Below are 21,732 nucleotides of genomic sequence, written 5' to 3'. Positions count from 1 at the left end.
ATCTGCGCATCGCAAAAATTGCGCTCTAAACTAGCACGACGAACGGTAGATGTGCACCGCCCGACACGGCTCTTTTATTGGTCTCCGTTTCCCTCAAAAACACCTCGAACTAGCGCGTCTCAAGCCTCCACCAGCGCTACCGCCTGTTCCACATCGACGGCCACCAACCTTGAGCAACCCGGTTCATGCATGGTCACGCCCATCAGCTGATCAGCCATCTCCATCGCGATCTTGTTGTGCGTGATGTAGATGAACTGCACCTTTTCGGACATTTCCTTGACCAGACGCGCGTAGCGCCCAACGTTAGCGTCGTCCAAGGGTGCATCCACTTCATCGAGCATGCAGAACGGTGCCGGGTTGAGCTGAAAGATCGCAAACACGAGCGCCAGAGCGGTCAGTGCTTTTTCGCCGCCTGACAACAGGTGGATGGTGCTGTTCTTCTTGCCCGGCGGGCGCGCCATGATCGCCACCCCGGTATCGAGTAAATCTTCCCCGGTAAGTTCCAGATAAGCGCTGCCGCCACCGAAAACCTTGGGAAAAAGCGCCTGCAGCCCGCCATTGATCTGGTCGAAGGTGTCCTTGAAGCGATTGCGGGTTTCCTTGTCGATCTTGCGAATGACGTTTTCCAGCGTATCCAGCGCCTCGGTGAGGTCGTCATTCTGCGCATCGAGATAGCGCTTTCGTTCCGATTGCTGGTGATATTCGTCGATCGCCGCCAAGTTGATCGGACCGAGGCGCTGGATACGCGCAGCAAGGCGCTCGAGTTCGGCCTCCCACTCCGCCTCCGCTGCGCCAGCAGGCAGCGTCGCCAGCACGCCATGCAGATCGAAGCCATCTTCGTGCAGCTGATCCTGCAACGCCTTGCGCCGAACGCTGAGCGCTTGCCACTCCATGCGCTGCTGTTCGAGCTGGCCGCGTAATAGTTGCGCCTGCTGTTCGGCCTGGGTACGACGCTTCTCGACATCGCGCAATTCTCGGTCGGCGTCTTCGAGCGCCAGGCGAGCCATCCTGAGCTCCTCTTCGACGCCCATGCGCCGCTCGAGCAACTCCTCGAGCTTCATACGCAGTTCGTCGAGCGGGGCTTCACCCTCTTCCAGATTCAGACTGAGCTGCTCGCGACGCTCCATCGCCCGTTCGAATTGTTGCTCGAGGCGCTCCAAGGCCTGACGAGTGGAATCATGCTGGGCTTTCAGCGAGCCGACTCGCACGGCCAGCTGGTGCGCGTGGTCCTTGTGCTGGCGGGCCTCCTGTCGAACCCGGTCGAGAGACTCGCGGATGCCATCGCGGCTCGCCAGCAATGTTTCGCGTTGTTCGGTATCCGCTGCCATTGCGTCGAGCGCATCCTGCAGATGCAATCGAGCCTCGCCGAGCTGTTCGGTTTCAAGCTCGCGCTGTTCGGACAGTTCGGAAAGCTCTTCATCTAGTCGAACACGGCGCAAGCTGAGCTGCTCCAGCCTGGCCTGGCTGGCGGATAATCGTGCATTCAGCTCAGCCTGCTGGCGGGACAGGTCTTGATGCTGACGACGCTGCTGTTCGCGGCGATCTTCCGATTCACGTTGTGTTTCACGAAGCTGGCCGAGCCACTCGCCCTGCAATTCCAGACTTTGTTCGCGCTCATCGCGCTCAGCCTGCAGCCGGTCCAGTTCCTGACCGCGCGCCAGCAGTCCGGACTCGGCCTCTCCGGCGCGTCGCACGCGCAAAAAATGTCGACCAACCCAGTAGCCGTCACGGCTGATCAGGCTTTCGCCCTCGACAAGCGAACCACGTGCAGCCAGCGCCTGATCCAGATCGTCCACCGGACGCACCCGCCCCAGCCACGGGGACAGATCGGCAGCTGACTCGACCTTATCCAGCAAGCTGTTGGCCATGTCCCCGCCGCGCTGCGCCGGGCTGACAAGCCGTAGATCGCCCTGCTCGAAGCCACGCAGATCGAGGCCGTCGAATCGGTCCAGTAAGACCGCCTGTAAATCCGCACCCATCACGGTTTCGACCGCCAACTCCCAGCCCGGCTCGACGCGCAGCCCTTCGGCGAGGCGTGGACGCTCATCGAGCCCTTGCTCACGCAACCATTCGGAAACGCCTTTGCCTGGATCCATCGCGGCCTGCTGCAGGGCTTCCAGCGAAGCGATGCGGCCGCTAAGCCGCTGCAGTTCACCCTGCGCCTGCTGCTCGGCCTGGCCGGCCTGCTGCAGCTGCTCGCGTATGCGTTCGAGCTGCTGATCGGTCTGCTCTTGGGCGGCGACCAGTTCTTCCAGGCTCAACTCATTGACGGCCAATTGTTCACTCATCTCGGCCACCGCGACATCTTCCGGATCGGCAGCGAGCAAGGTGCGTTCGTCATCCAGACGGCGCTGGCGCTCGCTCAGACGTTCCAGTGAATGTTCGAGCTGCTGGATACGCGACTGCTGCACCTCGGCCGCCCGACGCGGCTCGGCACTTTGCTGATTGAAGCGTTCCCACTGCTCCTGCCATGCCTGCATGGCAGTTTCGGCGTCTTCGAGTTGCGCCGCGGTTTCCTCGGCTGCCGCGCCGGCGGTGTCTTGCTCGGGCTCGAGCATTGCCAGCTCCTCGCCTAGGGTGGCGAGCAAAGTGCGGTCGTGTCCCAGATGCGATTCGGTCTCCAATCGTGCTTGCTCGGCCTCGCGAAGATCATCCTGCAATTGCCGCAAACGCTGCTGACCATGCTGGATGCTCTGCTCGACCCGTGCGATATCGCCTCCGACCGAATAGAAGCGCCCCTGAATGAGATTGAAGCGCTCGGACAGCTCGTGATGACCGTCACGCAACCGCTCGATACCGGCATCCGCGTTGCGCTGTTCGGCAACCAGCGCCTCGAAACCGACCTCCTGATCGCCGATTACTTGCTCACGCTGGCCGACCTGTTCGTTCAGCGCCTGCCAGCGCAACGCTGACAATTGCGCCTTGAGCTGACGCTCTTCGGCCTTGTATTCCTGATATTTCTCGGCGGACTGCGCCTGGCGGTGCAAGCGTTCCAGCTGACGCTCGAGCTCTTCGCGCAGATCGGTCAGGCGCGCCAGATTTTCATGGGTGCGGCGAATGCGATTCTCGGTTTCACGGCGGCGCTCCTTGTATTTGGAGATGCCTGCCGCCTCTTCGATGAAGTTACGCAAATCCTCAGGCTTGGCCTCGATCAGCTTGGAGATCATGCCCTGCTCGATGATCGAGTAACTCCGCGGCCCCAGGCCGGTGCCGAGGAAGATATCGGTAATGTCGCGACGGCGGCATTTCACGCCATTTAGGAAGTAGGTGTTCTGCGCATCGCGGGTCACGCGGCGGCGGATGGAGATTTCGGCGAAGGCTGCATACTCGCCGGTCAGCGTGCCGTCGGAGTTGTCGAATATCAGCTCGATACTTGCCTGGGTCACCGGCTTGCGCGTGTTCGATCCATTGAAGATGACATCGGTCATCGACTCGCCGCGCAGGTTTTTCGCCGAACTTTCGCCCATCACCCAGCGCACGGCGTCGATGATGTTGGATTTTCCGCAGCCGTTCGGCCCGACCACGGCCGCCATGTTGCTGGGGAAGCTCACAGTGGTGGGATCGACGAAAGATTTGAAGCCGGCCAGCTTGATGCTTTTCAGACGCATGCGGGCCTATCCGTGGCAATCAGCGTGAGGACGAACAAGAGAGTCGCCGTGAACATCGGGATTCCTGGCATCGGGTGGGTGGCGGCGCGAAACGGCGGAGTTTATCATGCAGCCTTACGGTCATCGCGAGGATGGATGCGCAGTTTCGGTAGCTGAGATTTGTAGCTCTGGTGGGCTGAAGCGGAGCGCCGCCCGGCCCACCCTACGGCGAAGCGGAGCCCAGCCCGGCCCCACTACAACGGCATCACGCAGGACCAATGTAGGGTGGGCTTTAACCCACCAATGCGGCGATGCGCACGCGGTACAGGCTAAATCGCGGCGGGAGTGAAACCAAGTAAGTGTAAGGGGCGAGCTCCGTTCTGGTGTGGCCTGATATCTGTGTAGCTGGTGGGCTGAAGCGGAGCGCCGCCCGGTCCACCCTACGGCATCAGGCCATCGTGCGGCTCGCTTCAACCGCCGGTCATGCTCATGAAGCGCACCACTTGCACTTGCTCGTCGGTACGAAATTCATGCTTCTCTGGCTTGAGCTGCAGCGCGTCAACCAACGCTTGACGCAGTCGCTCGCTGTCGCCCGGATGGCTGCGCATCAGTGTCTTGAGATCCAGGGCACCCTCATGGCCCAAGCAAAGCACCAGCTTGCCTTCAGCCGTGACACGCACCCGGTTGCAGCTACCGCAGAAGTTGTTGCTGTGGGGCGAGATGAAGCCAACCTGGGTTTCGCTGCCGGCGACCTGCCAATAGCGTGACGGGCCGCCGGTGGTGTGGCTACTGCGTATCAGCTGGTGGCCGACCTCGATGCGTTCACGCACCTCTTCGCTGGAACAAAAGGTAATTTCACGCTCATGGCTGGAGATATTGCCGAGCGGCATTTCCTCGATGAAGCTGATGTCCAGCCCGCGCTCCACGGCGAAATTCACCAAGTCCAGCACCTCGTCGTCGTTTCTACCCTTCTGGATCACGCTGTTGAGCTTGATCCGGCGGAAACCTGCGCTACGCGCTGCATCGATACCTTCGATGACCTGGTGAAGCATGTCACGGCGGGTCAGCTCGGCGAATCGCTCGCGCTTGAGCGAGTCGAGACTGACATTAAGTCGTTTGACGCCCGCGTCGCGCAGGACTGTCGCGAGTACTGGCAATTGCGAGCCGTTGGTGGTGATGGCCAAATCTTCCAATTCTTCGCGCGCACCCAAACGAGTCAACAGACTCGGCAGCCCTTTTCGCACCAACGGTTCGCCACCCGTCACGCGGATACGTTTGACGCCGAGACTGATGAACGCATCTGCCACAGCGTAAAGCTCTTCCAACGTGAGAATCTGCGCGCGCGGCGCGAAGACCATGTCTTCGCTCATGCAATAGGTGCAGCGAAAGTCGCAGCGGTCGGTGACCGACAGTCTCAGGTAGGTGATGCGTCGGCCGAATGGATCGACCAACTGGGAATCTGGCATGTCGCTCTCCAAACACTTGATGCGCGGGCTAAGACTATGCCGGAACGTGACGCGTGGCAAAGGTACGGAGCCAAATGGTCTCTATCGAGCTTGGATCGGTGTAATCCACTATAAAGCCCCTCCTCTGACCGCCCATTCAAGAAAAACGAAAAACCGTCCAGCTTTTCTGACCGCCGACCGCAACGATGTTTTGCCGGTGCGGTTCGCACGTTAGGATATTCGCCTTCTCCGTTTTGCCGGGAGCTTACGCACATGGACAACGACGCCCTCCGTTCGATGGGCTGGCGGGAGCGCCTCTACGTCATCATCTTCTTTACCAATACGCCGGCAGGTAAACGATTCGACACGTGGCTATTGGTATTCATTTTCGCCAGCCTCGTGGTTGTGATGCTCGATAGCATCGCGATCTACCGGTTGGAATACGGCACGTTTCTGTTCGGTCTCGAATGGTTTTTTACCGCCGTTTTCGCTATCGAGTATCTCGTGCGGATTTATACCCACCCGGAGCCGCGCAAGTACATCTTCAGTTTTTACGGAGCCATCGACCTACTGTCGGTACTCCCCGCGTTCATCGCCTTGCTGTTGCCGGATGCGCAGTACCTGCTGGTGGTACGTGCGATCCGGATGTTGAGAGTGTTCCGCGTGCTTAAGCTGACTCAGTATCTGAGTCAGGCCAACTTCTTAATGGTTGCCCTTCGCGGCAGCAAACAGAAGATTGTTGTCTTTCTGCTCAGCGTCACCACCATGGTGCTGGTGTTCGGCACCTTGATGTATGTGATCGAAGGGCCATCGAGAGGCTTCACCAGCATTCCGATGAGCATTTACTGGGCGATCGTCACGATCACTACCGTCGGTTTTGGTGACATCGTGCCGCAAACTCCACTCGGCAAGGCGGTGGCGAGCTTGGTGATGATCACGGGTTATTCAATCATCGCCGTACCTACCGGCATTTTCACTGCCGAGCTGGCTACTGCAATGCGTGCTGACAGCTTGCAACATCGTTGCCCCACTTGTGAAAAGCTCAGCCACGAAACCAACGCAGCGTTCTGCAGCCGGTGCGGAACTCAGCTCTTCAAGCGCCCTGAACCCGACGCCGAAAGCTGAGCCGCGCGCGAAGAAGACGTTCCTGGAATCAAGCGCCACTGCGTTCATCCGAACCGCCTCGGTCGAGGGTTGTCACAACCTCTGACTTGCCGCGGGCCGGATGGAGACGCGAATGCCCTTGCTCAAACTGCTGCACTTCGCAAGCCTGCTGTGCTGGTGCGGCACTCTCCTGTACCTGCCTGCGCTCATTGCCGCCGGCACCAAGCGTACCGATGCGCTTTTTTACCGGGACCATGCCCATCTCACGCGCATGGTGTTCAACCTTGTCGGCACGCCGGCTGCGCTGATCGCCATCGGCTCGGGAACGGCCCTGTTTCTGCGCGACGGAATCATGGCGGGCTGGCTGATCGTCAAACTCAGCACCGTCGCGGGCATGGTCCTGTGTCATGCCCTTTGCGGTGTGCTTGTGTTGCATATCGAACGCACTCCAGAACAGAGCGTGACCACTCGTTGCCGCGTGCTCGGCGTGGTCATCGCCATGTTCACTACCGCGACGCTCTGGCTGGTACTGGCCAAGCCGTTCTAGTCCATGACTCAACCGCGATCGAACCGAATAGCGCCCATGACCGAACGATTCAAGCCTTATCAACAGCAATCCGGCTCAGACCTTGTCCAGGTCGACCCCAACGGCGTGCTCGTAGACCAGCCGGCCGCCCAGATAGGCGGCCAGCGATATCAATGCGGCTGTGATGGCGGACAGGTACAGAGCCCACAGATGCATGTTTTCCCCTTCATTCTGGAAGCGCAGCAACCAGTTGAGCGAAGCCAGCGAAAGCATCATCACCGCAAGGATCGCATGGCACCAGGCGGTGATCTTCTGACGAATTTCGCGCACCGTAAGCAGGTCGATCAGACCAAAGATGCTCGCGACCCAGCCGCCCAGCGCGCCCACACCGGCGAGCCAGAGCCCGGCACGCCACCAGAAATCATCCAGCGTCCAGATATGGGCCAGATCCACCGGCAGCAGCCCAGTCAGGGCCGCTACAGGAAAATGGATCAGCATCGGATGCAGTGGGTGTCCGGCAATCGCGGCGCGGCTATGAATGGAACTTTGATCATTGGGCATCCGATACTCCAGCGGCAGGAAGAGGAACGCGCCGAACGAGCCGGCAGCTTCTTGAAATTGACCACACTGGCGCTGGCAGTTCCTTTATTGGCCGGGTGCGGCGGCCCGCTATCCACACTCGATCCGGCCAGTCCCATGGCAAGACAGGTGGCGAATGTCTGGTGGGGCATGTTCGCCTTTGCCACGCTGGTGCTACTGGTCGTCAGCGCACTCTGGATCTATGCGCTGGCGCGCAAGCCACGCCAGACCAGCGAAGAACAGGCGATACGGCACAATCGCTGGTGGATCATCGGTGGGGGCGTCGTGCTGCCAAGCGTGAGCATCATCGTGCTGCTGATATTCGGCATCCCCACCGGCCGCGGCATGATTCCGCTTCCGGTGGACGGCGAGCAACCGCTGAAGGTGGAGGTCACCGGCCATCAATGGTGGTGGGAAGTGCACTACCCCGACAGCGGCGTTACCACGGCCAACCAACTGATCATCCCTGCCGGTCGCCTGATAGACGTGCACGTCACCAGCGCGGACGTCATCCACTCGTTCTGGGTCCCTCGTCTTGGCGGAAAGATGGATATGCTGCCGGGTCGAACCAACGTCATTCGCATCGAAGCCGGGCATGCCGGGATCTTTCATGGGCAGTGCTCGGAGTTCTGCGGCCTTCAGCACACCCACATGAAGCTCCATGTCGAAGCCCAGACCACCGCCGACTTCGACGCATGGATCGCCGCGAGGGAAAACCTCAACTTCACGCAGCGCGCGCCCGGTAGGGCCGGTCAGGTCTTCGACGAACGCTGCGGCCAATGCCATCGCGTCGCGGGAATAACCGACGGCAATCGAGCACCGGACCTGACCGACCTGGCCAGCCGCCCGTCGCTGGGCGCCGGGGTGATCGAAAACGACCACGAAGGACTGCGCCGTTGGTTGCGCGAACACAAGTCGCTCAAATTCGGAAACGGCATGCCTGCTCATGATGACGTTCCGCCAGAAACCCTAGATCAGATTGCCGATTGGCTGGAGACGCTCGCTCCATGATTTCTTCGTTCCGGGGCAGCGCCCCTTCTACCGATCCGGATCAGCTTCACGATCAATTCAATGACGTCTGGGGCAACCCGCGCGGCTGGCGTGCGCTGACTATCGTCAACCATACCAGTATCGGCCTGCGTTTCATGGTCACTGGGGGCGTGTTCTTCCTGATCGGCGGGCTGATGGCGATGCTGATCCGCACGCAGCTCGCCATGCCCGGCTATGTGCTGATGGAGCCGGACGTCTACAACCAGGTCTTCACCATGCACGGCTCGGTGATGATGTTTCTGTTTGCCGTGCCGATGATGGAAGGCCTGGCGGTTTATCTGATACCCAAGATGCTCGGCGCGCGAGATCTGGTCTTTCCCCGGCTCTCGGCCCTCGGTTATTTCTGCTATCTGTTCGGCGGCATCATTCTGCTGTCCAGCGTATTTCTCGGCGTAGCGCCCAAGGCCGGCTGGTTCATGTATACGCCGCTGTCCAGCGCCTCGCACATGCCGGGCGTGAATTCGGACTTCTGGTTGCTGGGCATTACCTTCGTCGAAATTTCGGCGGTAAGCGCGGGTGTCGAGTTGGTGGTGTCGATCCTGCGCACCCGCACCAACGGCATGGCGCTACACAAGATGCCGATTTACGCCTGGTACATCCTGGTGATGGCGATGATGATCGTCATCGGCTTCCCACCGCTGATCCTGGGCAGCATTCTCCTGGAGCTGGAGCGCGCCGCCGGCCTGCCCTTCTTCGACACGGCCAAGGGCGGCGACCCGGTGCTCTGGCAGCACCTGTTCTGGCTGTTCGGCCATCCCGAGGTCTACATCATCTTTCTGCCCGGCGCGGGGATCGTCTCGACGCTGCTGCCGGTGTTCTGCCAGCGTCCGCTGGTGGGCTATCGTTGGGTGGTGCTGGGCGTCCTGACCACGGGCTTTCTCAGCTTCGGGCTCTGGGTCCATCACATGTTCACGGTGGGCATCCCGGCGCTGGCGCTGGGCTTCTTCTCGGCGGCGAGCATGCTGGTGGCCATCCCCACCGGGGTGCAGATCTTCTCCTGGATCGCAACCCTGTGGCTGGGCAAGCCGGTGTATCACGTACCGATGCTTTGGCTGGTCGGGTTTCTGATCGTCTTCGTCTGCGGCGGCCTGACCGGCGTGATGGTGGCGCTGGTGCCCTTTGACTGGCAGGTTCACGACACCCATTTCGTCGTCGCGCACATGCATTACGTGCTGGTGGGCGGCATGTTCTTTCCGTTGATGGCCGGACTCTACTACTGGCTGCCGCATTTCTCCGGCCGCATGCCCTCCGTGCGCTTGGGCCGCTGGGGGTTCTGGCTGGTATTCATCGGGTTCAACACCACCTTCTTGATCATGCACTGGACCGGCCTGATAGGCATGCCGCGCCGGGTCTATACCTACGACACCGGTCTGGGCTGGGACATACCCAATCTGATTTCATCGATCGGCAGCTTCATCATGGCCATCGGCATCGGCACCATACTGCTGGACATCGTGTTGCACTTCCGCTTCGGTCAGCCCGCCAAGACCAATCCCTGGAACGCCGACACGCTGGAATGGGCGACCAGCCTGCCACCGAGCCCGTACAACTTTGTCAGCCTGCCGGACATTACTGATCGTCATCCGCTGTGGAAGGATCCGGATCTGCCCCACAGCATCGACCGCGCCGAACATGCGTTGACGACCATCGATCACGGACGGAGGGAGACCTGGGGCTCGGACCCGCTGAGTGGCAAGGTACGTGAGGTCATTCATCTGCCTGGAAATAGCTGGTGGCCGTTCGTGGCCTCGGTATTTCTCGCCGCGCTCTGCCTGAGCCTTCTGAACAAGGTCTACTGGGGGGCCCTGATCGCGACGGTCGCTACCTTGATCGTGCTGTTCCGCTGGTCCTGGGAAAACGGCGCGCATCCAACCGCCGCACCGGATGCACGCACCCAACCCGGCGAGCCTCCGCTGCATTCGCGCACCTTCGACGGCCCGGGGCTTTGGGGAATGGGCGTCACTTTGCTGGCTAATGGCACGCTATACCTGTCGCTGCTGTTCGGCTGGTTCTATCTGTGGACCGTCTCACCGGAATGGCAGGTACCGGAGCAGTCGCAGCTGAACGGCTGGCTGATGCTCGCCAGTGCCGTTCTACTGACCCTCGGTACGCTGTGGATGCGTGTCATACCGGCGCGGCTGCGCCGTGGCGATATCAGCGGCCTGATGGGCAACCTGGGCGTGGTAACAGCCATCGGTGTGGCGCAATTCGGCACCTTGTTATGGGTGTTGCTGAGCGCCAAATTGCAGGTGACCGAAACCGCCCACGACGCGGTGATCTTCGTGATCCTCGCTTACAGCCTGATTCATTGCGGCCTGGCGACCATCTGTACGTTGCTGCAGATGCTGCGGGTGCATCACGGTTACGTGGGTGAGATGGCGCCCTACGAGCCGGTCGTCGTCGAACAGCTCTGGTACTACAACCTTGGTGTGGTCTGGAGTGCCTATGCGGCGATCGTTCTGTTCCCGTCAGCCTGGGGAGGTGCCTGATGAGCTACCGGCGCACGTCAGTGTTCCATCCGATGCAAATTCCCTTTGGCCTGACCATCTGGAGCCTCTGGTTCGCCGCGATGTACGGCTCGCATGCGGTGGTCTGTTCGATCGCACCGCCTGATCCCAATCTGGGAATCTTCAATTGGCTGAATGCGAGTTTCGGCATATTCACCGTGCTAGTGGTTGCTCTGTTGCTTTGGCTGGGGTGGCGGTCCTGGAGGCTCTCACGGCCACCACATGATCTCGACGAACGCCAAGTATTCGTCACCAAGGTCGCATCGGGGATTCATTTCATCGCGGCGTTGTCGACGGTGTTTGTCGGCCTGCAGCTGGCGTTTCTGCCGCCATGCGTGTGAGAACTCAGAAGCTCAATCGAGCTTCTTGCGAATCCAGTACAGGTAGGTTCCTTCTTCAGCCTGTTGGTCGACCAGCTCATGACCCAGAAACACGCAGAATTTCGGTATATCGCGCTGGGTAGACGGATCGGTCGCAATGACCTTGAGCAATTCGCCCCCACCCAAGCCGCGCACCTTGTTGTGCAGCATCATCACCGGCTCGGGGCAGTTGAGGCCGCTGGCATCGAGCACAGCGTCGGCGGACAGTTCAACAGATTGAGACATCACAAACTCCCTTAAAAGGTCGTTGAAAAAACGTAGGCGAGGCAGGCAAGGCAAAAACAGCCGAAGAAGCGGAGTTTAGGTGTTCTAAATGAGCATTCTGAGGCTGTTTTTAACGCAGTATTGCCAACGCAGGTAGTTTTTCAACGGCCTGCTAAAACAGGTCGGCATTGTCGCCCAGACGGATCGCGCGGTCACTCGGCCAAGCGCGTCACAGCCGACGCAGATGGCAGGTCACTTCTTCGCGGTCATGGTATAGCTGCTTGCAGCCGATGCTCGCTTTCACCCCTCGTTCGGCAAGCCCATCGGCAATGCGTTCCAGCAAACGTTTCACCTCGGCATAGCGTTGTTTCATCGGCAGTTTGAGGTTAACCACCGCTTCGCGACACAGGCCTTCGCCAATCCAGATCTCCAGCAAAGCGGCATTTTTTGCGGGTTTCTCGACGATATCGCAGACCATCCAATCCACCGCACGCTTGGGGCGAAAGGCGAACCCATCGGCCCGGTAATGGCCAACCAGCCCCGACTCGAGTAACGCTTCGTTCATCGGGCCGTTATCCACGGCCATCACCTCGATGTCACGGTTGACCAGCTGCCAGGTCCAGCCGCCCGGCGAGGCGCCCAAATCCACTGCAGTCATGCCCGCCGCCAGCCGCTCGTCCCACTGATCACGTGGAATGAAGTGATGCCAGGCCTCTTCCAGCTTCAACGTCGACCGGCTTGGCGCCTGCCGCGGAAATTTCAGACGCGGGATACCCATCGGCCACATGGCGCTGTTATCTGCCTCAGCGATACCAAGGAAAACTTCGCGACCACTTTTGAATGTCAGTAGCAAACGCGGGCCGTCACCGCCCACGCTCAATCGACCCGCGTTCGTCAGCGCCTTGCGCAAAGGCGCCTCGAACTTGCGGCAGAAGGTCGACAGCTCCTTACCGTCATTGGTGTCCAGCACTTCCAGCCAGAGGCTTCCGCAGACTGGATAGGATTTCAGATGGTCGAGCAGCACGCTGATTCGATCAGTCTCCGGCAGCGCCAGATAATCGCCTCGAGCCCATTGTCGGGGGAAGATCAGCCGCGCGAAGCGCGCGCCGCGCATCAGCCGCTCAGCACCATTTTCCTCGCTACAAATGAATTCAGCGCAGGCGCTGTCCGGTTTAGCCTTGGCGTACCCCGCCACATCAAGGCGTGCGGCTTGGTCGCTGATTTCGGCACAGACTTCGTTCTCGAAGCCCGGTCGGCAATGCAGCAGCAATGTTTTCATGTACGAACCCTGTAGTCAGCGCAAAGGCATATTGGCGCTCAAGCGCTCTGCGACCAAAGCCGCACATCATAGCCGAGTGGGGAACCCCAGGCTCGCTGCCCCGGTCCAGTGAACAGTTAGCTGGAATCAATCGGGCCCGAATACAGCCCCGTCAGGCGCCTGCAAACACCGAGGCGCTCCATTGCCGTCGACGCTGGTCGGCGGCCAGCTTCGTGGCGAAACATGCCATCAGAAGCTAGCTTCAACATAACGCTTCCCATCCAGCCAGCCCGACCGTGCGGGCAAAAAGGAGAGACGAATGCGATCCCTGGACAGCTTGAACTGCCGTCGAAGCCTGGAGGTTAACGGCAAGACCTATCACTACTACAGCCTGCCCGAAGCAGCGAAGCAGCTGGGCGACATCAGTCGTCTACCGACCTCGCTCAAGGTGCTGCTGGAGAATCTGCTGCGCTGGGAGGATAACGTCACGGTGCGTGCCGATGACTTCACCTCGCTGGCGGTATGGCTGAAGACTCACACCTCCGAGCGCGAGATCCAGTATCGTCCCGCGCGGGTGCTGATGCAGGATTTCACTGGCGTGCCGGCCGTCGTCGACCTGACTGCCATGCGCGATGCCGTATCCCGAGCGGGCGGCGATCCTCAGCGCATCAACCCACTTTCGCCGGTGGATCTGGTGATCGACCATTCGGTGATGGTGGACCGTTTTGGCAGCGATCAGGCGTTCGAGCAGAACGTCGAAATCGAAATGCAGCGCAACGGCGAACGCTATGAGTTCCTGCGCTGGGGCCAGCAGGCCTTCGACAATTTCCGCGTGGTGCCGCCGGGCACCGGCATTTGCCACCAGGTCAACCTCGAATACCTGGGCCAGGTGGTGTGGACAAAGGAAGAGGATGGCGAAACCACCGCCTATCCGGACACCCTGGTCGGCACCGATTCGCATACCACCATGATCAACGGCCTCGGCGTGCTGGGCTGGGGCGTCGGTGGCATCGAGGCGGAGGCGGCCATGCTCGGGCAGCCCGTGTCGATGCTGATTCCTGAAGTGGTCGGCATGCGCCTGACCGGCAAGCTCAACGAAGGCGTGACCGCCACGGACTTGGTCCTTACCGTCACACAGATGCTGCGCAAGCACGGTGTGGTGGGCAAGTTCGTCGAATTCTTCGGCCCCGGTCTTGACAACCTCCCCCTCGCTGACCGCGCGACCATAGGCAACATGGCCCCCGAGTATGGCGCCACCTGCGGCTTCTTCCCGGTCGACCAAGTCACCATCGATTACCTGCGCCTGACTGGGCGTGACGAAGACCGCATCGCCTTGGTCGAGGCCTACAGCAAGGCTCAGGGCATGTGGCGGGACAGCAATTCTCCGGATCCGGTGTTTACCGCCACCCTGGAACTTGAGCTAAGCCAGGTACAGCCGTCCCTCGCCGGCCCCAAACGCCCGCAGGACAGGGTTTCGCTAGGGGATATTGGTGCCAGCTTCGATCCTCTGCTGGAAACCAGTGGCAAAACCCAGCAGGCCAGCAGCTCGGTGCCCGTGGCCGGCGAGGATTTCGGCCTCAAGCATGGTGCGGTGGTGATCGCGGCGATCACTTCCTGCACCAACACCTCCAACCCAAATGTGCTGATGGCCGCCGGGCTGGTGGCGAAGAAGGCGCTCGAACGCGGCCTGACGCGCGCGCCCTGGGTTAAGTCCTCCCTCGCGCCCGGCTCCAAGGTGGTCACCGATTATCTCGAACGTGCCGGCTTGACCACCTATCTAGATCAGCTTGGATTCAATCTCGTCGGCTATGGCTGCACGACATGCATCGGCAACTCTGGACCGCTGCCCGAAGCCATTGGCCAGGCGATCACCGACAACGACCTCGTCGTTTCCTCGGTGCTCTCCGGCAACCGCAACTTCGAGGGGCGCGTGCATCCGTTAGTGAAAGCCAACTGGCTGGCTTCGCCGCCGCTGGTGGTGGCTTTCGCGCTGGCTGGCACGACGCGAATCAACATGGACAAGGACCCGCTGGGCTACGACGAGCAGAATCAGCCTGTCTATCTCAAGGACATCTGGCCGAGCAGCGCCGAGGTAAACGAAGCGGTCAGCAAGATTGACGGACAGATGTTCCGTACCCGCTATTCGGACGTCTTCAGCGGCGACGAACACTGGCAGTCCATCGCGGTAACGGCGGGCGACACCTACGAGTGGAACAACAACTCCAGCTACGTGCAGAACCCGCCATTCTTCGAAGACATCGGCCAACCGCCGGCACCGCCGAAGGACGTCGAGAACGCACGCATCCTGGCGCTGTTTGGCGACTCAATCACCACCGACCACATCTCGCCAGCCGGCAACATCAAGGCCAGCTCCCCGGCGGGCGTTTACCTGCAACAGCTCGGCGTGCAGCCGGAAGATTTCAATTCCTACGGCTCGCGCCGTGGTAATCACGAAGTGATGATGCGCGGCACCTTCGCCAACATTCGTATCAAGAACGAAATGCTTGGCGGCGAAGAAGGCGGCAACACACTGCATCAACCGAGCGGCGAACGAATGTCGATCTACGATGCAGCGATGCGCTATCAGGCCGAAGGCGTGCCGCTGGTGGTGGTTGCGGGCAAAGAATACGGCACCGGCTCCAGCCGGGACTGGGCAGCCAAGGGCACCAACCTGCTCGGCGTCAAGGCAGTGATTGCCGAAAGCTTCGAGCGCATCCACCGCTCGAACCTGATCGGCATGGGCGTGCTGGCACTGCAGTTCGTTGGCGAGCAGACCCGGCAATCGCTGGGCCTGACCGGCAACGAGAAACTCTCGATTCGCGGTCTTGGTGCCGACATCAAGCCGCGTCAGTTGCTGACGGTGGATGTCGAGCGTGCAGACGGTTCCCGAGATAACTTCCAGGTGCTCTGCCGCATCGACACCCTCAATGAAGTCCAGTACTTCAAGGCCGGCGGCATTCTGCATTATGTGTTAAGGCAGTTGATCGAAGCCTGAGCGCTCGCCGCGCCGCCGCCGGAACGCCCGTTCGCATTGATCTGCGGCGGGCGTTTTTACTTTGCGGTGACCACTTATCCATCACTTCTCAACTAATCGGTTTGCGTGCCGTTAAGACAAACAGCACGGTCAACCGACCGTATAACAATCAGAAGCACGCAAGACATCTCGAATTTGCCAGGCGTATTCCATATGCGAAACAACCAGCCCATCACCCAGCGCGAATATGCATTTCCCGATCAGCAAACGTTAATATCCACTACCGACCTGAAAGGCAAAATCAGCTACTGCAACGATATCTTTGCCGAAGTCAGCGGCTTCGATCGCGGCGAGTTGATCGGCTCCCCGCACAACCTGATCCGTCATCCGGACGTGCCTTCCGCAGTATTCGCGCATATGTGGACGACGCTCAAGGCAGGCAAGCCCTGGATGGGCATCGTCAAGAATCGACGCAAGAACGGCGACCATTACTGGGTCAACGCCTACGTGACGCCGGTGCTGGATATGCAGCGCAATGTGATCGGTTACGAGTCGGTCCGTACCAAGCCCACCCGCGAACAGATACAGCGGGCCGAAGCGCTCTATGCCCGGCTGAATGCCGGCAAAAGCGGCGTGCCACGGCGAGAGAAATTGCTGCCGCTGGTGGTCAACTGGCTGCCGTTCATTCTGACCAGCCAGATCGGCTTCATGGTCGGCTTCTGGCTCAATCACGCATGGGGCTTCGCGCTGGCTGCGCTGCTATCCGTACCGCTGGGCCTGGCCGGGCGCCATTGGCAGATGCGTGGCGTAAATCGTCTGGTGCGTCTGGCCGAGCAATCGATGAGCGACCCGATGATCGCCCGGATGTACACCGACAGTCAGGGCGTCGAAGCCCGGCTGGAGATGGCGATGCTCAGCGAGCATGCGCGGCTGAAAACCTGCCTGACTCGCCTGCAGGACAGTGCCGTGCAACTGCAGCAGCAGGCCAAGCGGGCTGATGAACTGGCGCACAGTTGTTCGGACGGTCTGGCTCGTCAGCACCACGAAACCGAGCAGGTCGCCACGGCCATCAACCAGATGGCCGCAACGACCCAGGAAGTCGCCAGCAACGTCGCTCTGGCCGCCGGGGCTACGGAGCAGGCCAGCCAGCTGACGGCCCAAGGCCGTGAAATCGGTGCTCAGACCCGCAAGGCCATCGAACTGCTGGCCCATGCCGTGACGGAAACCGGCGATGCGGTTTCGGCACTGGCGCATAACAGCGAAGAAATCGGCACAGTGGTCGATGTGATCAAGAGCATCGCGGACCAGACCAACCTGCTGGCGCTTAATGCGGCCATCGAAGCGGCACGCGCCGGGGAAAGCGGCCGCGGTTTCGCGGTGGTCGCCGACGAGGTCCGTCAGTTGGCCCAACGCACCGCTGCCGCCACCGGCCAGATCCATCAGCTGATCGAAAAACTGCAGGTGCAGGCACGGCATGCCGTCGAGACCACCGAGCAAGGACGCGTGCAGGCGAGCCGTGGCGTGGAACAAGTGGTCGACGCGGACAAGGCACTTGCCGGCATCAGCACGGCGGTGGAAAGCATCATCGACATGACGTCGCAGATTGCCTCGGCAACCGAACAGCAGAGCGCGGTGGCAGACGAAATCAGCCACAACGTCGGCAATATTGCGCGTCTCGCGGTGCAGACGACGGGCGATGCACAGAGTTCGGCGTTGCTTTCCGAGGATCTGGCCAACACAGCCCGCTCGCAATACACCCTGGTGGAGCGTTTCAATCGCTGAGCAGAGGTCGTGCCTCTATGACGCCCGTGTTGCCACGGGCGTTTTGCTGTCTAGGGTCTGTCCGTTCAGCCTGAACGTAGGGCCGAATTCATTCGGCCAAAGATTGAGAAGGCCGAACAAGTTCGGCCCTACGGTAATACCGTTCAATCAGGCGAAACGCCGCATTTCTGTGCCGGGGTGCGGCGTTCTTCAGCCTAAGCGAACCCCGCAGCCCCGCAGGAGCCAGGGGGATACCGAGTCCTTGCTCGGGAAGCCAGACACCCTCGGACGGCGCTATGGATGACGCAGAAACGCCGCAACCTCGCCTGCGGCACTGTCCAGATGCTGTTCGTGAGTCAGTCCCGAGCGCTTCAGCGGCTTGAGATCATGGTCCGCGGCCGCGAGCCAATGGAGGCGAATCGCTGGCGCTAGCGCATAACCGCTAACCGTCTCCCGATCGCCCAAGGCATCGCGCTCGCCCTGGACGATCAGCGTCGGCGCGCGCAATTCGGCAAGGTGCGCCACGCGAGGTTTGTCCGGCTTGCCCGTGGCGTAGAACGGATAGCCCAGACACACCAGCGCATCAGCCTCCAATTCATCGGCCAGCAGGCTGGCCATTCTTCCCCCCATTGACTTGCCACCAATCGCCAACCGACCTGCGGTTTGCTGTCGCACCGAGCGATACACCGCACGCCACTCTTGCAGCAACTGCGCCTGTGGATTGGGCGGCGGTTTGCGCCCGGTCGCGCGGCGCTCGGCCATGTAGGCGAACTCAAAACGAAAGACCGCTACCCCGCGTGCCAGAAGCCGTTCGGTCATTTGTTGCATGAACGGACTGTCCATCGGCGCGCCCGCTCCGTGCGCCAGAATCAAGCTGCCGCACGCCTCGCCTTGTGGCTGGTCGGCTCTGATGAATGGGATTTCATCGCCCTGCGAGTATTGATCGGCGTCAATACCGGCCATTTGCCCTTTGCTCATCCTTGCCCCGCTTTTCAGTGAAAGAAACGTCTGCTTACCGCGACGAAAAACATGCTCATTACCGTGGATGGAAGCCCGTACATGAACACAGCAACCAGTACCGCCTATGACTATAAGGTGGTCCGCCAATTCGCCATCATGACGGTGGTTTGGGGAATCGTCGGGATGGGGCTCGGCGTTCTCATCGCCGCACAGCTTGCCTGGCCCGCGCTCAACTTCGACCTGCCCTGGACGAGCTTCGGTCGCTTACGACCCTTGCACACAAACGCGGTGATTTTCGCCTTCGGTGGCTGCGCATTGTTCGCAACCTCCTACTACTCCGTCCAGCGCACCTGCCAGGCCACACTGTTCGCGCCCAAACTGGCAGCGTTCACCTTCTGGGGTTGGCAGCTGGTGATCCTGCTCGCCGCGATCACCCTGCCGCTGGGCTTTACCAGCTCCAAGGAATACGCCGAGCTGGAGTGGCCGATCGACATTCTGATCACCATCGTCTGGGTGTCCTACGCGATCGTGTTCTTCGGCACGCTGGCCACGCGTAAGGTCAAGCATATCTACGTTGGCAACTGGTTTTTCGGTGGCTTCATCCTGACCGTGGCGATCCTGCACGTGGTCAACAACCTTGAAATTCCGGTCACGGCGATGAAGTCCTACTCGCTGTACGCCGGCGCCACCGACGCCATGGTTCAGTGGTGGTACGGTCACAATGCCGTGGGCTTCTTCCTGACCGCTGGCTTCTTGGGGATCATGTATTACTTCGTGCCGAAGCAGGCCGAACGCCCGGTGTATTCCTATCGCCTGTCGATCGTTCACTTCTGGGCGCTGATCACCGTTTACATCTGGGCCGGCCCGCATCACCTGCACTACACCGCGCTGCCGGACTGGGCGCAAAGCCTGGGTATGGTGATGTCGCTGATTCTGCTGGCGCCGAGCTGGGGTGGCATGATCAACGGCATGATGACCCTGTCGGGCGCCTGGCACAAACTGCGTAGCGATCCGATCCTGCGCTTCCTGGTGGTGTCCCTGGCGTTCTACGGCATGTCGACCTTCGAAGGTCCGATGATGGCCATCAAGACCGTCAATGCCCTCTCCCACTACACCGACTGGACTATCGGCCACGTACACGCCGGCGCCCTCGGCTGGGTTGCCATGGTGTCGATCGGCGCCCTGTATCACTTGATTCCGAAGGTGTTCGGTCGGGCGCAGATGCACAGCATTGGTCTGATCAACGCGCACTTCTGGCTGGCCACCATCGGCACCGTGCTTTACATCGCCTCGATGTGGGTCAACGGCATCGCTCAAGGCCTGATGTGGCGAGCCATCAACGAAGACGGCACGCTCACCTACTCCTTCGTCGAAGCACTTGAAGCCAGCCATCCGGGCTTCGTCATTCGCCTGATCGGCGGTGCGGTCTTCTTCGCCGGCATGTTGCTGATGGCCTACAACACCTGGCGCACCGTGCGTGTCGCCAAGCCGGCCGAATACGAAGCCGCCGCGCAGATCGCCTGAGGAGCCGAACCGAAATGAAACAACACGAGAAACTCGAGAAGAACATCGGTCTGCTGACCCTATTCATGATCCTCGCGGTGAGCATCGGCGGCCTGACTCAGATCGTTCCACTGTTCTTCCAGGACGTGGTCAACGAGCCGGTGGAAGGCATGAAGCCCTACACCGCGCTGCAGCTCGAAGGCCGTGACATCTATATCAAGGAAGGCTGTGTCGGTTGCCATTCGCAGATGATCCGCCCGTTCCGCGCCGAGACCGAGCGCTACGGCCATTACTCGGTCGCTGGCGAAAGCGTCTACGACCACCCGTTCCTGTGGGGCTCCAAGCGTACCGGTCCGGACCTGGCCCGTGTCGGCGGCCGCTACTCCGATGATTGGCACCGTGCGCACCTCTATAACCCGCGCAACGTGGTGCCGGAATCAAAGATGCCGTCTTATCCGTGGCTGGTGGAAAACAACCTCGATGGCCGGGACACCGCGAAGAAGATGACGGCGCTACGCACCTTGGGCGTGCCTTACACCGATGAAGACATCGCCAGTGCCAAGGACGCGGTCAAGGGCAAGACCGAAATGGATGCCATGGTGGCTTACCTGCAGGTTCTTGGCACGGCTCTGACTAACAAGCGCTGACCATCGAAAGCGGCGCGCTGCAAAAACAGCCGTCAGGGACTTCATAATCACGGACAGCCAGAGTGGCTCGGGCTGTCCAGGAGTAGCACATGAGCACTTTCTGGAGTGGATACATCGCCCTGCTGACGCTGGGCACCATCGTAGCGCTGTTCTGGCTGATCTTCGCCACCCGCAAGGGCGAGTCGGCCGGTACGACCGACAAGACCATGGGGCATTCCTTCGACGGCATCGAGGAGTATGACAATCCGCTGCCCAAGTGGTGGTTCTGGCTGTTCATCGGTACCCTGGTGTTCGGCATCCTCTACCTGATCATCTATCCGGGCCTGGGCAACTGGAAAGGCGTGTTCCCCGGCTACGAAGACGGTTGGACGCAGGAAAAGCAATGGCAGCGTGAAGTCGATCAGGCCGATGCCACGTTCGGTCCGATCTTCGCCAAATACTCGGCCATGGATGTCGAGCAAGTCGCCCAGGATGAACGCGCCTTGAAGATTGGTGGTCGTCTCTTCGCCAACTACTGTTCGGTTTGCCATGGCTCGGACGCCAAGGGCGCGAATGGCTTCCCCAATCTCGCCGACAACGATTGGCGTTGGGGCGGCGACGCTGAAACCATCAAGGCCTCCATCCTCCATGGCCGTGTCGCGGCAATGCCGGCCTGGGGACAGGTCATCGGTGAAGAAGGCGTGAAGAACGTCGCGGCTTATGTGCGCGGCGACCTGGCCGGCCTATCGCTGCCGGAAGGTAGCGACGCGGATGTCGTCGCTGGCGCTCAGGTCTATACCCAAACCTGCTCGGTCTGCCATGGCTCGAACGGTGAAGGGATGGCCGCACTGGGTGCGCCGAACCTGACCAACCCCGCCGGCTGGATCTATGGCTCCAGCCTGCCGCAACTGCAGCAGACCATCCGCCACGGCCGCAACGGCCAGATGCCGGCGCAGGAGCAATACCTGGGCAACGATAAGGTGCACTTGCTGGCCGCTTACGTTTACAGTCTCTCGCAACAGTCAGAACGCCTGGCGAAGCAATAAATCATGGCAGGGCGGTATTGCGATACCGCCCTGTTCCAAATCAATCCTCATTATAAAAGTGCCAGTGCGACGCTCTGTCGCAGACCGCTCACCCCACTCCCCGTTTGCCCTTCAGCCCGCCTGCTTCTATATTCCTCCCCACTCGCCGAACCCCCGCAGAACTACAAGGCGAAGCCCTCGATTCATCACATCAGCATGATGTGAAAACGACCCTGCAAAGAG

Annotated in this window: 16 protein-coding genes; 10 read left to right on the top strand and 6 right to left on the bottom strand. The window is 60.5% G+C overall.

Annotated features, from left to right (window positions below):
- Positions 1-119: 119 nt before the first annotated feature.
- Together smc and moaA are read right to left on the bottom strand one after the other, a co-directional pair.
- Positions 120-3,608, bottom strand: a complete 3,489-nt coding sequence (gene smc, locus NA647_RS07225; RefSeq protein ID WP_256057045.1) for a chromosome segregation protein SMC — start codon at positions 3,606-3,608, stop codon at positions 120-122.
- 449 nt (positions 3,609-4,057) lie between these two features.
- A complete protein-coding gene (gene moaA / locus NA647_RS07220) occupies positions 4,058-5,053 on the bottom strand; it encodes a GTP 3',8-cyclase MoaA (protein WP_256057044.1) in 996 nt (331 codons plus the stop codon).
- A 252-nt stretch (positions 5,054-5,305) separates the two neighbouring features.
- On the opposite strand from moaA, the gene NA647_RS07215 reads away from it, so the two are divergent.
- Together NA647_RS07215 and NA647_RS07210 are read left to right on the top strand one after the other, a co-directional pair.
- Positions 5,306-6,157, top strand: coding sequence for an ion transporter (locus NA647_RS07215; protein ID WP_256048285.1), 852 nt, complete (start codon positions 5,306-5,308; stop codon positions 6,155-6,157).
- A gap of 112 nt (positions 6,158-6,269) precedes the next feature.
- Entirely contained in the window at positions 6,270-6,683 is a 414-nt protein-coding gene (locus tag NA647_RS07210) for a CopD family protein (protein ID WP_256057043.1), read from the top strand.
- A 75-nt stretch (positions 6,684-6,758) separates the two neighbouring features.
- On the opposite strand, the gene NA647_RS07205 is transcribed toward NA647_RS07210, so the two are convergent.
- The gene (locus NA647_RS07205) at positions 6,759-7,223 is read right to left on the bottom strand and encodes a DUF2231 domain-containing protein (protein ID WP_256057042.1); all 465 of its coding nucleotides are present in this window, start codon (positions 7,221-7,223) and stop codon (positions 6,759-6,761) included.
- Between the two features lie 135 nt (positions 7,224-7,358).
- On the opposite strand from NA647_RS07205, the gene coxB reads away from it, so the two are divergent.
- Genes coxB through NA647_RS07190 form a run of 3 tightly spaced genes read left to right on the top strand, consistent with a single transcriptional unit; the run spans position 7,359 to position 11,139 of the window.
- Positions 7,359-8,252, top strand: coding sequence for a cytochrome c oxidase subunit II (coxB, locus tag NA647_RS07200; RefSeq protein WP_256057080.1), 894 nt, complete (start codon positions 7,359-7,361; stop codon positions 8,250-8,252).
- Positions 8,249-10,780, top strand: a complete 2,532-nt coding sequence (ctaD, locus tag NA647_RS07195; RefSeq protein ID WP_256057041.1) for a cytochrome c oxidase subunit I — start codon at positions 8,249-8,251, stop codon at positions 10,778-10,780. Before coxB ends, ctaD begins: the two co-directional genes overlap by 4 nt.
- Positions 10,780-11,139 (top strand): hypothetical protein, encoded by a 360-nt coding sequence (locus NA647_RS07190; protein ID WP_256057040.1) that lies wholly within the window; start codon positions 10,780-10,782, stop codon positions 11,137-11,139. The genes ctaD and NA647_RS07190 overlap by 1 nt, the downstream gene beginning before the upstream one ends.
- Positions 11,140-11,151: 12 nt before the next feature.
- Here NA647_RS07190 and tusA read toward each other — a convergent pair whose 3' ends face one another.
- A complete protein-coding gene (gene tusA / locus NA647_RS07185) occupies positions 11,152-11,403 on the bottom strand; it encodes a sulfurtransferase TusA (RefSeq protein WP_256057039.1) in 252 nt (83 codons plus the stop codon).
- A 208-nt stretch (positions 11,404-11,611) separates the two neighbouring features.
- The gene (rlmM, locus tag NA647_RS07180; RefSeq protein ID WP_256057038.1) at positions 11,612-12,661 is read right to left on the bottom strand and encodes a 23S rRNA (cytidine(2498)-2'-O)-methyltransferase RlmM; all 1,050 of its coding nucleotides are present in this window, start codon (positions 12,659-12,661) and stop codon (positions 11,612-11,614) included.
- A gap of 298 nt (positions 12,662-12,959) precedes the next feature.
- Here rlmM and acnA point away from each other — a divergent pair, with 298 nt between their 5' ends.
- On the top strand, positions 12,960-15,635 hold the full coding sequence (acnA, locus tag NA647_RS07175) for an aconitate hydratase AcnA (RefSeq protein ID WP_256057037.1): 2,676 nt from the start codon (positions 12,960-12,962) through the stop codon (positions 15,633-15,635).
- 192 nt (positions 15,636-15,827) lie between these two features.
- Positions 15,828-17,396 carry a methyl-accepting chemotaxis protein gene (locus NA647_RS07170; RefSeq protein WP_256057036.1) on the top strand — a complete coding sequence of 523 codons (1,569 nt, stop codon included), beginning with the start codon at positions 15,828-15,830 and terminating at the stop codon, positions 17,394-17,396.
- 273 nt (positions 17,397-17,669) lie between these two features.
- Here NA647_RS07170 and NA647_RS07165 read toward each other — a convergent pair whose 3' ends face one another.
- Positions 17,670-18,353, bottom strand: a complete 684-nt coding sequence (locus tag NA647_RS07165; protein ID WP_256057035.1) for an alpha/beta family hydrolase — start codon at positions 18,351-18,353, stop codon at positions 17,670-17,672.
- Positions 18,354-18,434: 81 nt separating this feature from the next.
- Between NA647_RS07165 and ccoN the strand changes: the two genes are divergently transcribed.
- The 3 genes from ccoN (at position 18,435) to ccoP (ending at position 21,510) form a co-directional block, all read left to right on the top strand.
- Complete coding sequence (gene ccoN, locus NA647_RS07160) at positions 18,435-19,859, top strand: cytochrome-c oxidase, cbb3-type subunit I (protein WP_256057034.1); 1,425 nt, start codon at positions 18,435-18,437, stop codon at positions 19,857-19,859.
- Positions 19,860-19,873: 14 nt separating this feature from the next.
- A complete protein-coding gene (ccoO, locus tag NA647_RS07155) occupies positions 19,874-20,485 on the top strand; it encodes a cytochrome-c oxidase, cbb3-type subunit II (protein WP_256057033.1) in 612 nt (203 codons plus the stop codon).
- Between the two features lie 89 nt (positions 20,486-20,574).
- A complete protein-coding gene (gene ccoP, locus NA647_RS07150) occupies positions 20,575-21,510 on the top strand; it encodes a cytochrome-c oxidase, cbb3-type subunit III (RefSeq protein WP_256057032.1) in 936 nt (311 codons plus the stop codon).
- The last annotated feature ends 222 nt before the right edge of the window (positions 21,511-21,732 follow it).

It is taken from the genome of Stutzerimonas stutzeri (genome assembly GCF_024448985.1).
GTDB classification, from domain to species: domain Bacteria; phylum Pseudomonadota; class Gammaproteobacteria; order Pseudomonadales; family Pseudomonadaceae; genus Stutzerimonas; species Stutzerimonas stutzeri_AP.
This window is presented reverse-complemented; position numbering and strand designations above follow the sequence as displayed.

Coding starts and splice junctions, on each gene's coding strand:
- ctaD (WP_256057041.1), top strand. CDS start 8,249: ATGATTTCTTCGTTCCGGGGCAGCGCCCCTTCTACCGATCCGGATCAG.
- coxB (WP_256057080.1), top strand. CDS start 7,359: ATGGCAAGACAGGTGGCGAATGTCTGGTGGGGCATGTTCGCCTTTGCC.
- NA647_RS07215 (WP_256048285.1), top strand. CDS start 5,306: ATGGACAACGACGCCCTCCGTTCGATGGGCTGGCGGGAGCGCCTCTAC.
- NA647_RS07190 (WP_256057040.1), top strand. CDS start 10,780: ATGAGCTACCGGCGCACGTCAGTGTTCCATCCGATGCAAATTCCCTTT.
- acnA (WP_256057037.1), top strand. CDS start 12,960: ATGCGATCCCTGGACAGCTTGAACTGCCGTCGAAGCCTGGAGGTTAAC.
- NA647_RS07205 (WP_256057042.1), bottom strand. CDS start 7,223: ATGCCCAATGATCAAAGTTCCATTCATAGCCGCGCCGCGATTGCCGGA.
- ccoN (WP_256057034.1), top strand. CDS start 18,435: ATGAACACAGCAACCAGTACCGCCTATGACTATAAGGTGGTCCGCCAA.
- NA647_RS07165 (WP_256057035.1), bottom strand. CDS start 18,353: ATGAGCAAAGGGCAAATGGCCGGTATTGACGCCGATCAATACTCGCAG.
- smc (WP_256057045.1), bottom strand. CDS start 3,608: ATGCGTCTGAAAAGCATCAAGCTGGCCGGCTTCAAATCTTTCGTCGAT.
- tusA (WP_256057039.1), bottom strand. CDS start 11,403: ATGTCTCAATCTGTTGAACTGTCCGCCGACGCTGTGCTCGATGCCAGC.
- rlmM (WP_256057038.1), bottom strand. CDS start 12,661: ATGAAAACATTGCTGCTGCATTGCCGACCGGGCTTCGAGAACGAAGTC.
- ccoO (WP_256057033.1), top strand. CDS start 19,874: ATGAAACAACACGAGAAACTCGAGAAGAACATCGGTCTGCTGACCCTA.
- ccoP (WP_256057032.1), top strand. CDS start 20,575: ATGAGCACTTTCTGGAGTGGATACATCGCCCTGCTGACGCTGGGCACC.
- NA647_RS07210 (WP_256057043.1), top strand. CDS start 6,270: ATGCCCTTGCTCAAACTGCTGCACTTCGCAAGCCTGCTGTGCTGGTGC.
- NA647_RS07170 (WP_256057036.1), top strand. CDS start 15,828: ATGCGAAACAACCAGCCCATCACCCAGCGCGAATATGCATTTCCCGAT.
- moaA (WP_256057044.1), bottom strand. CDS start 5,053: ATGCCAGATTCCCAGTTGGTCGATCCATTCGGCCGACGCATCACCTAC.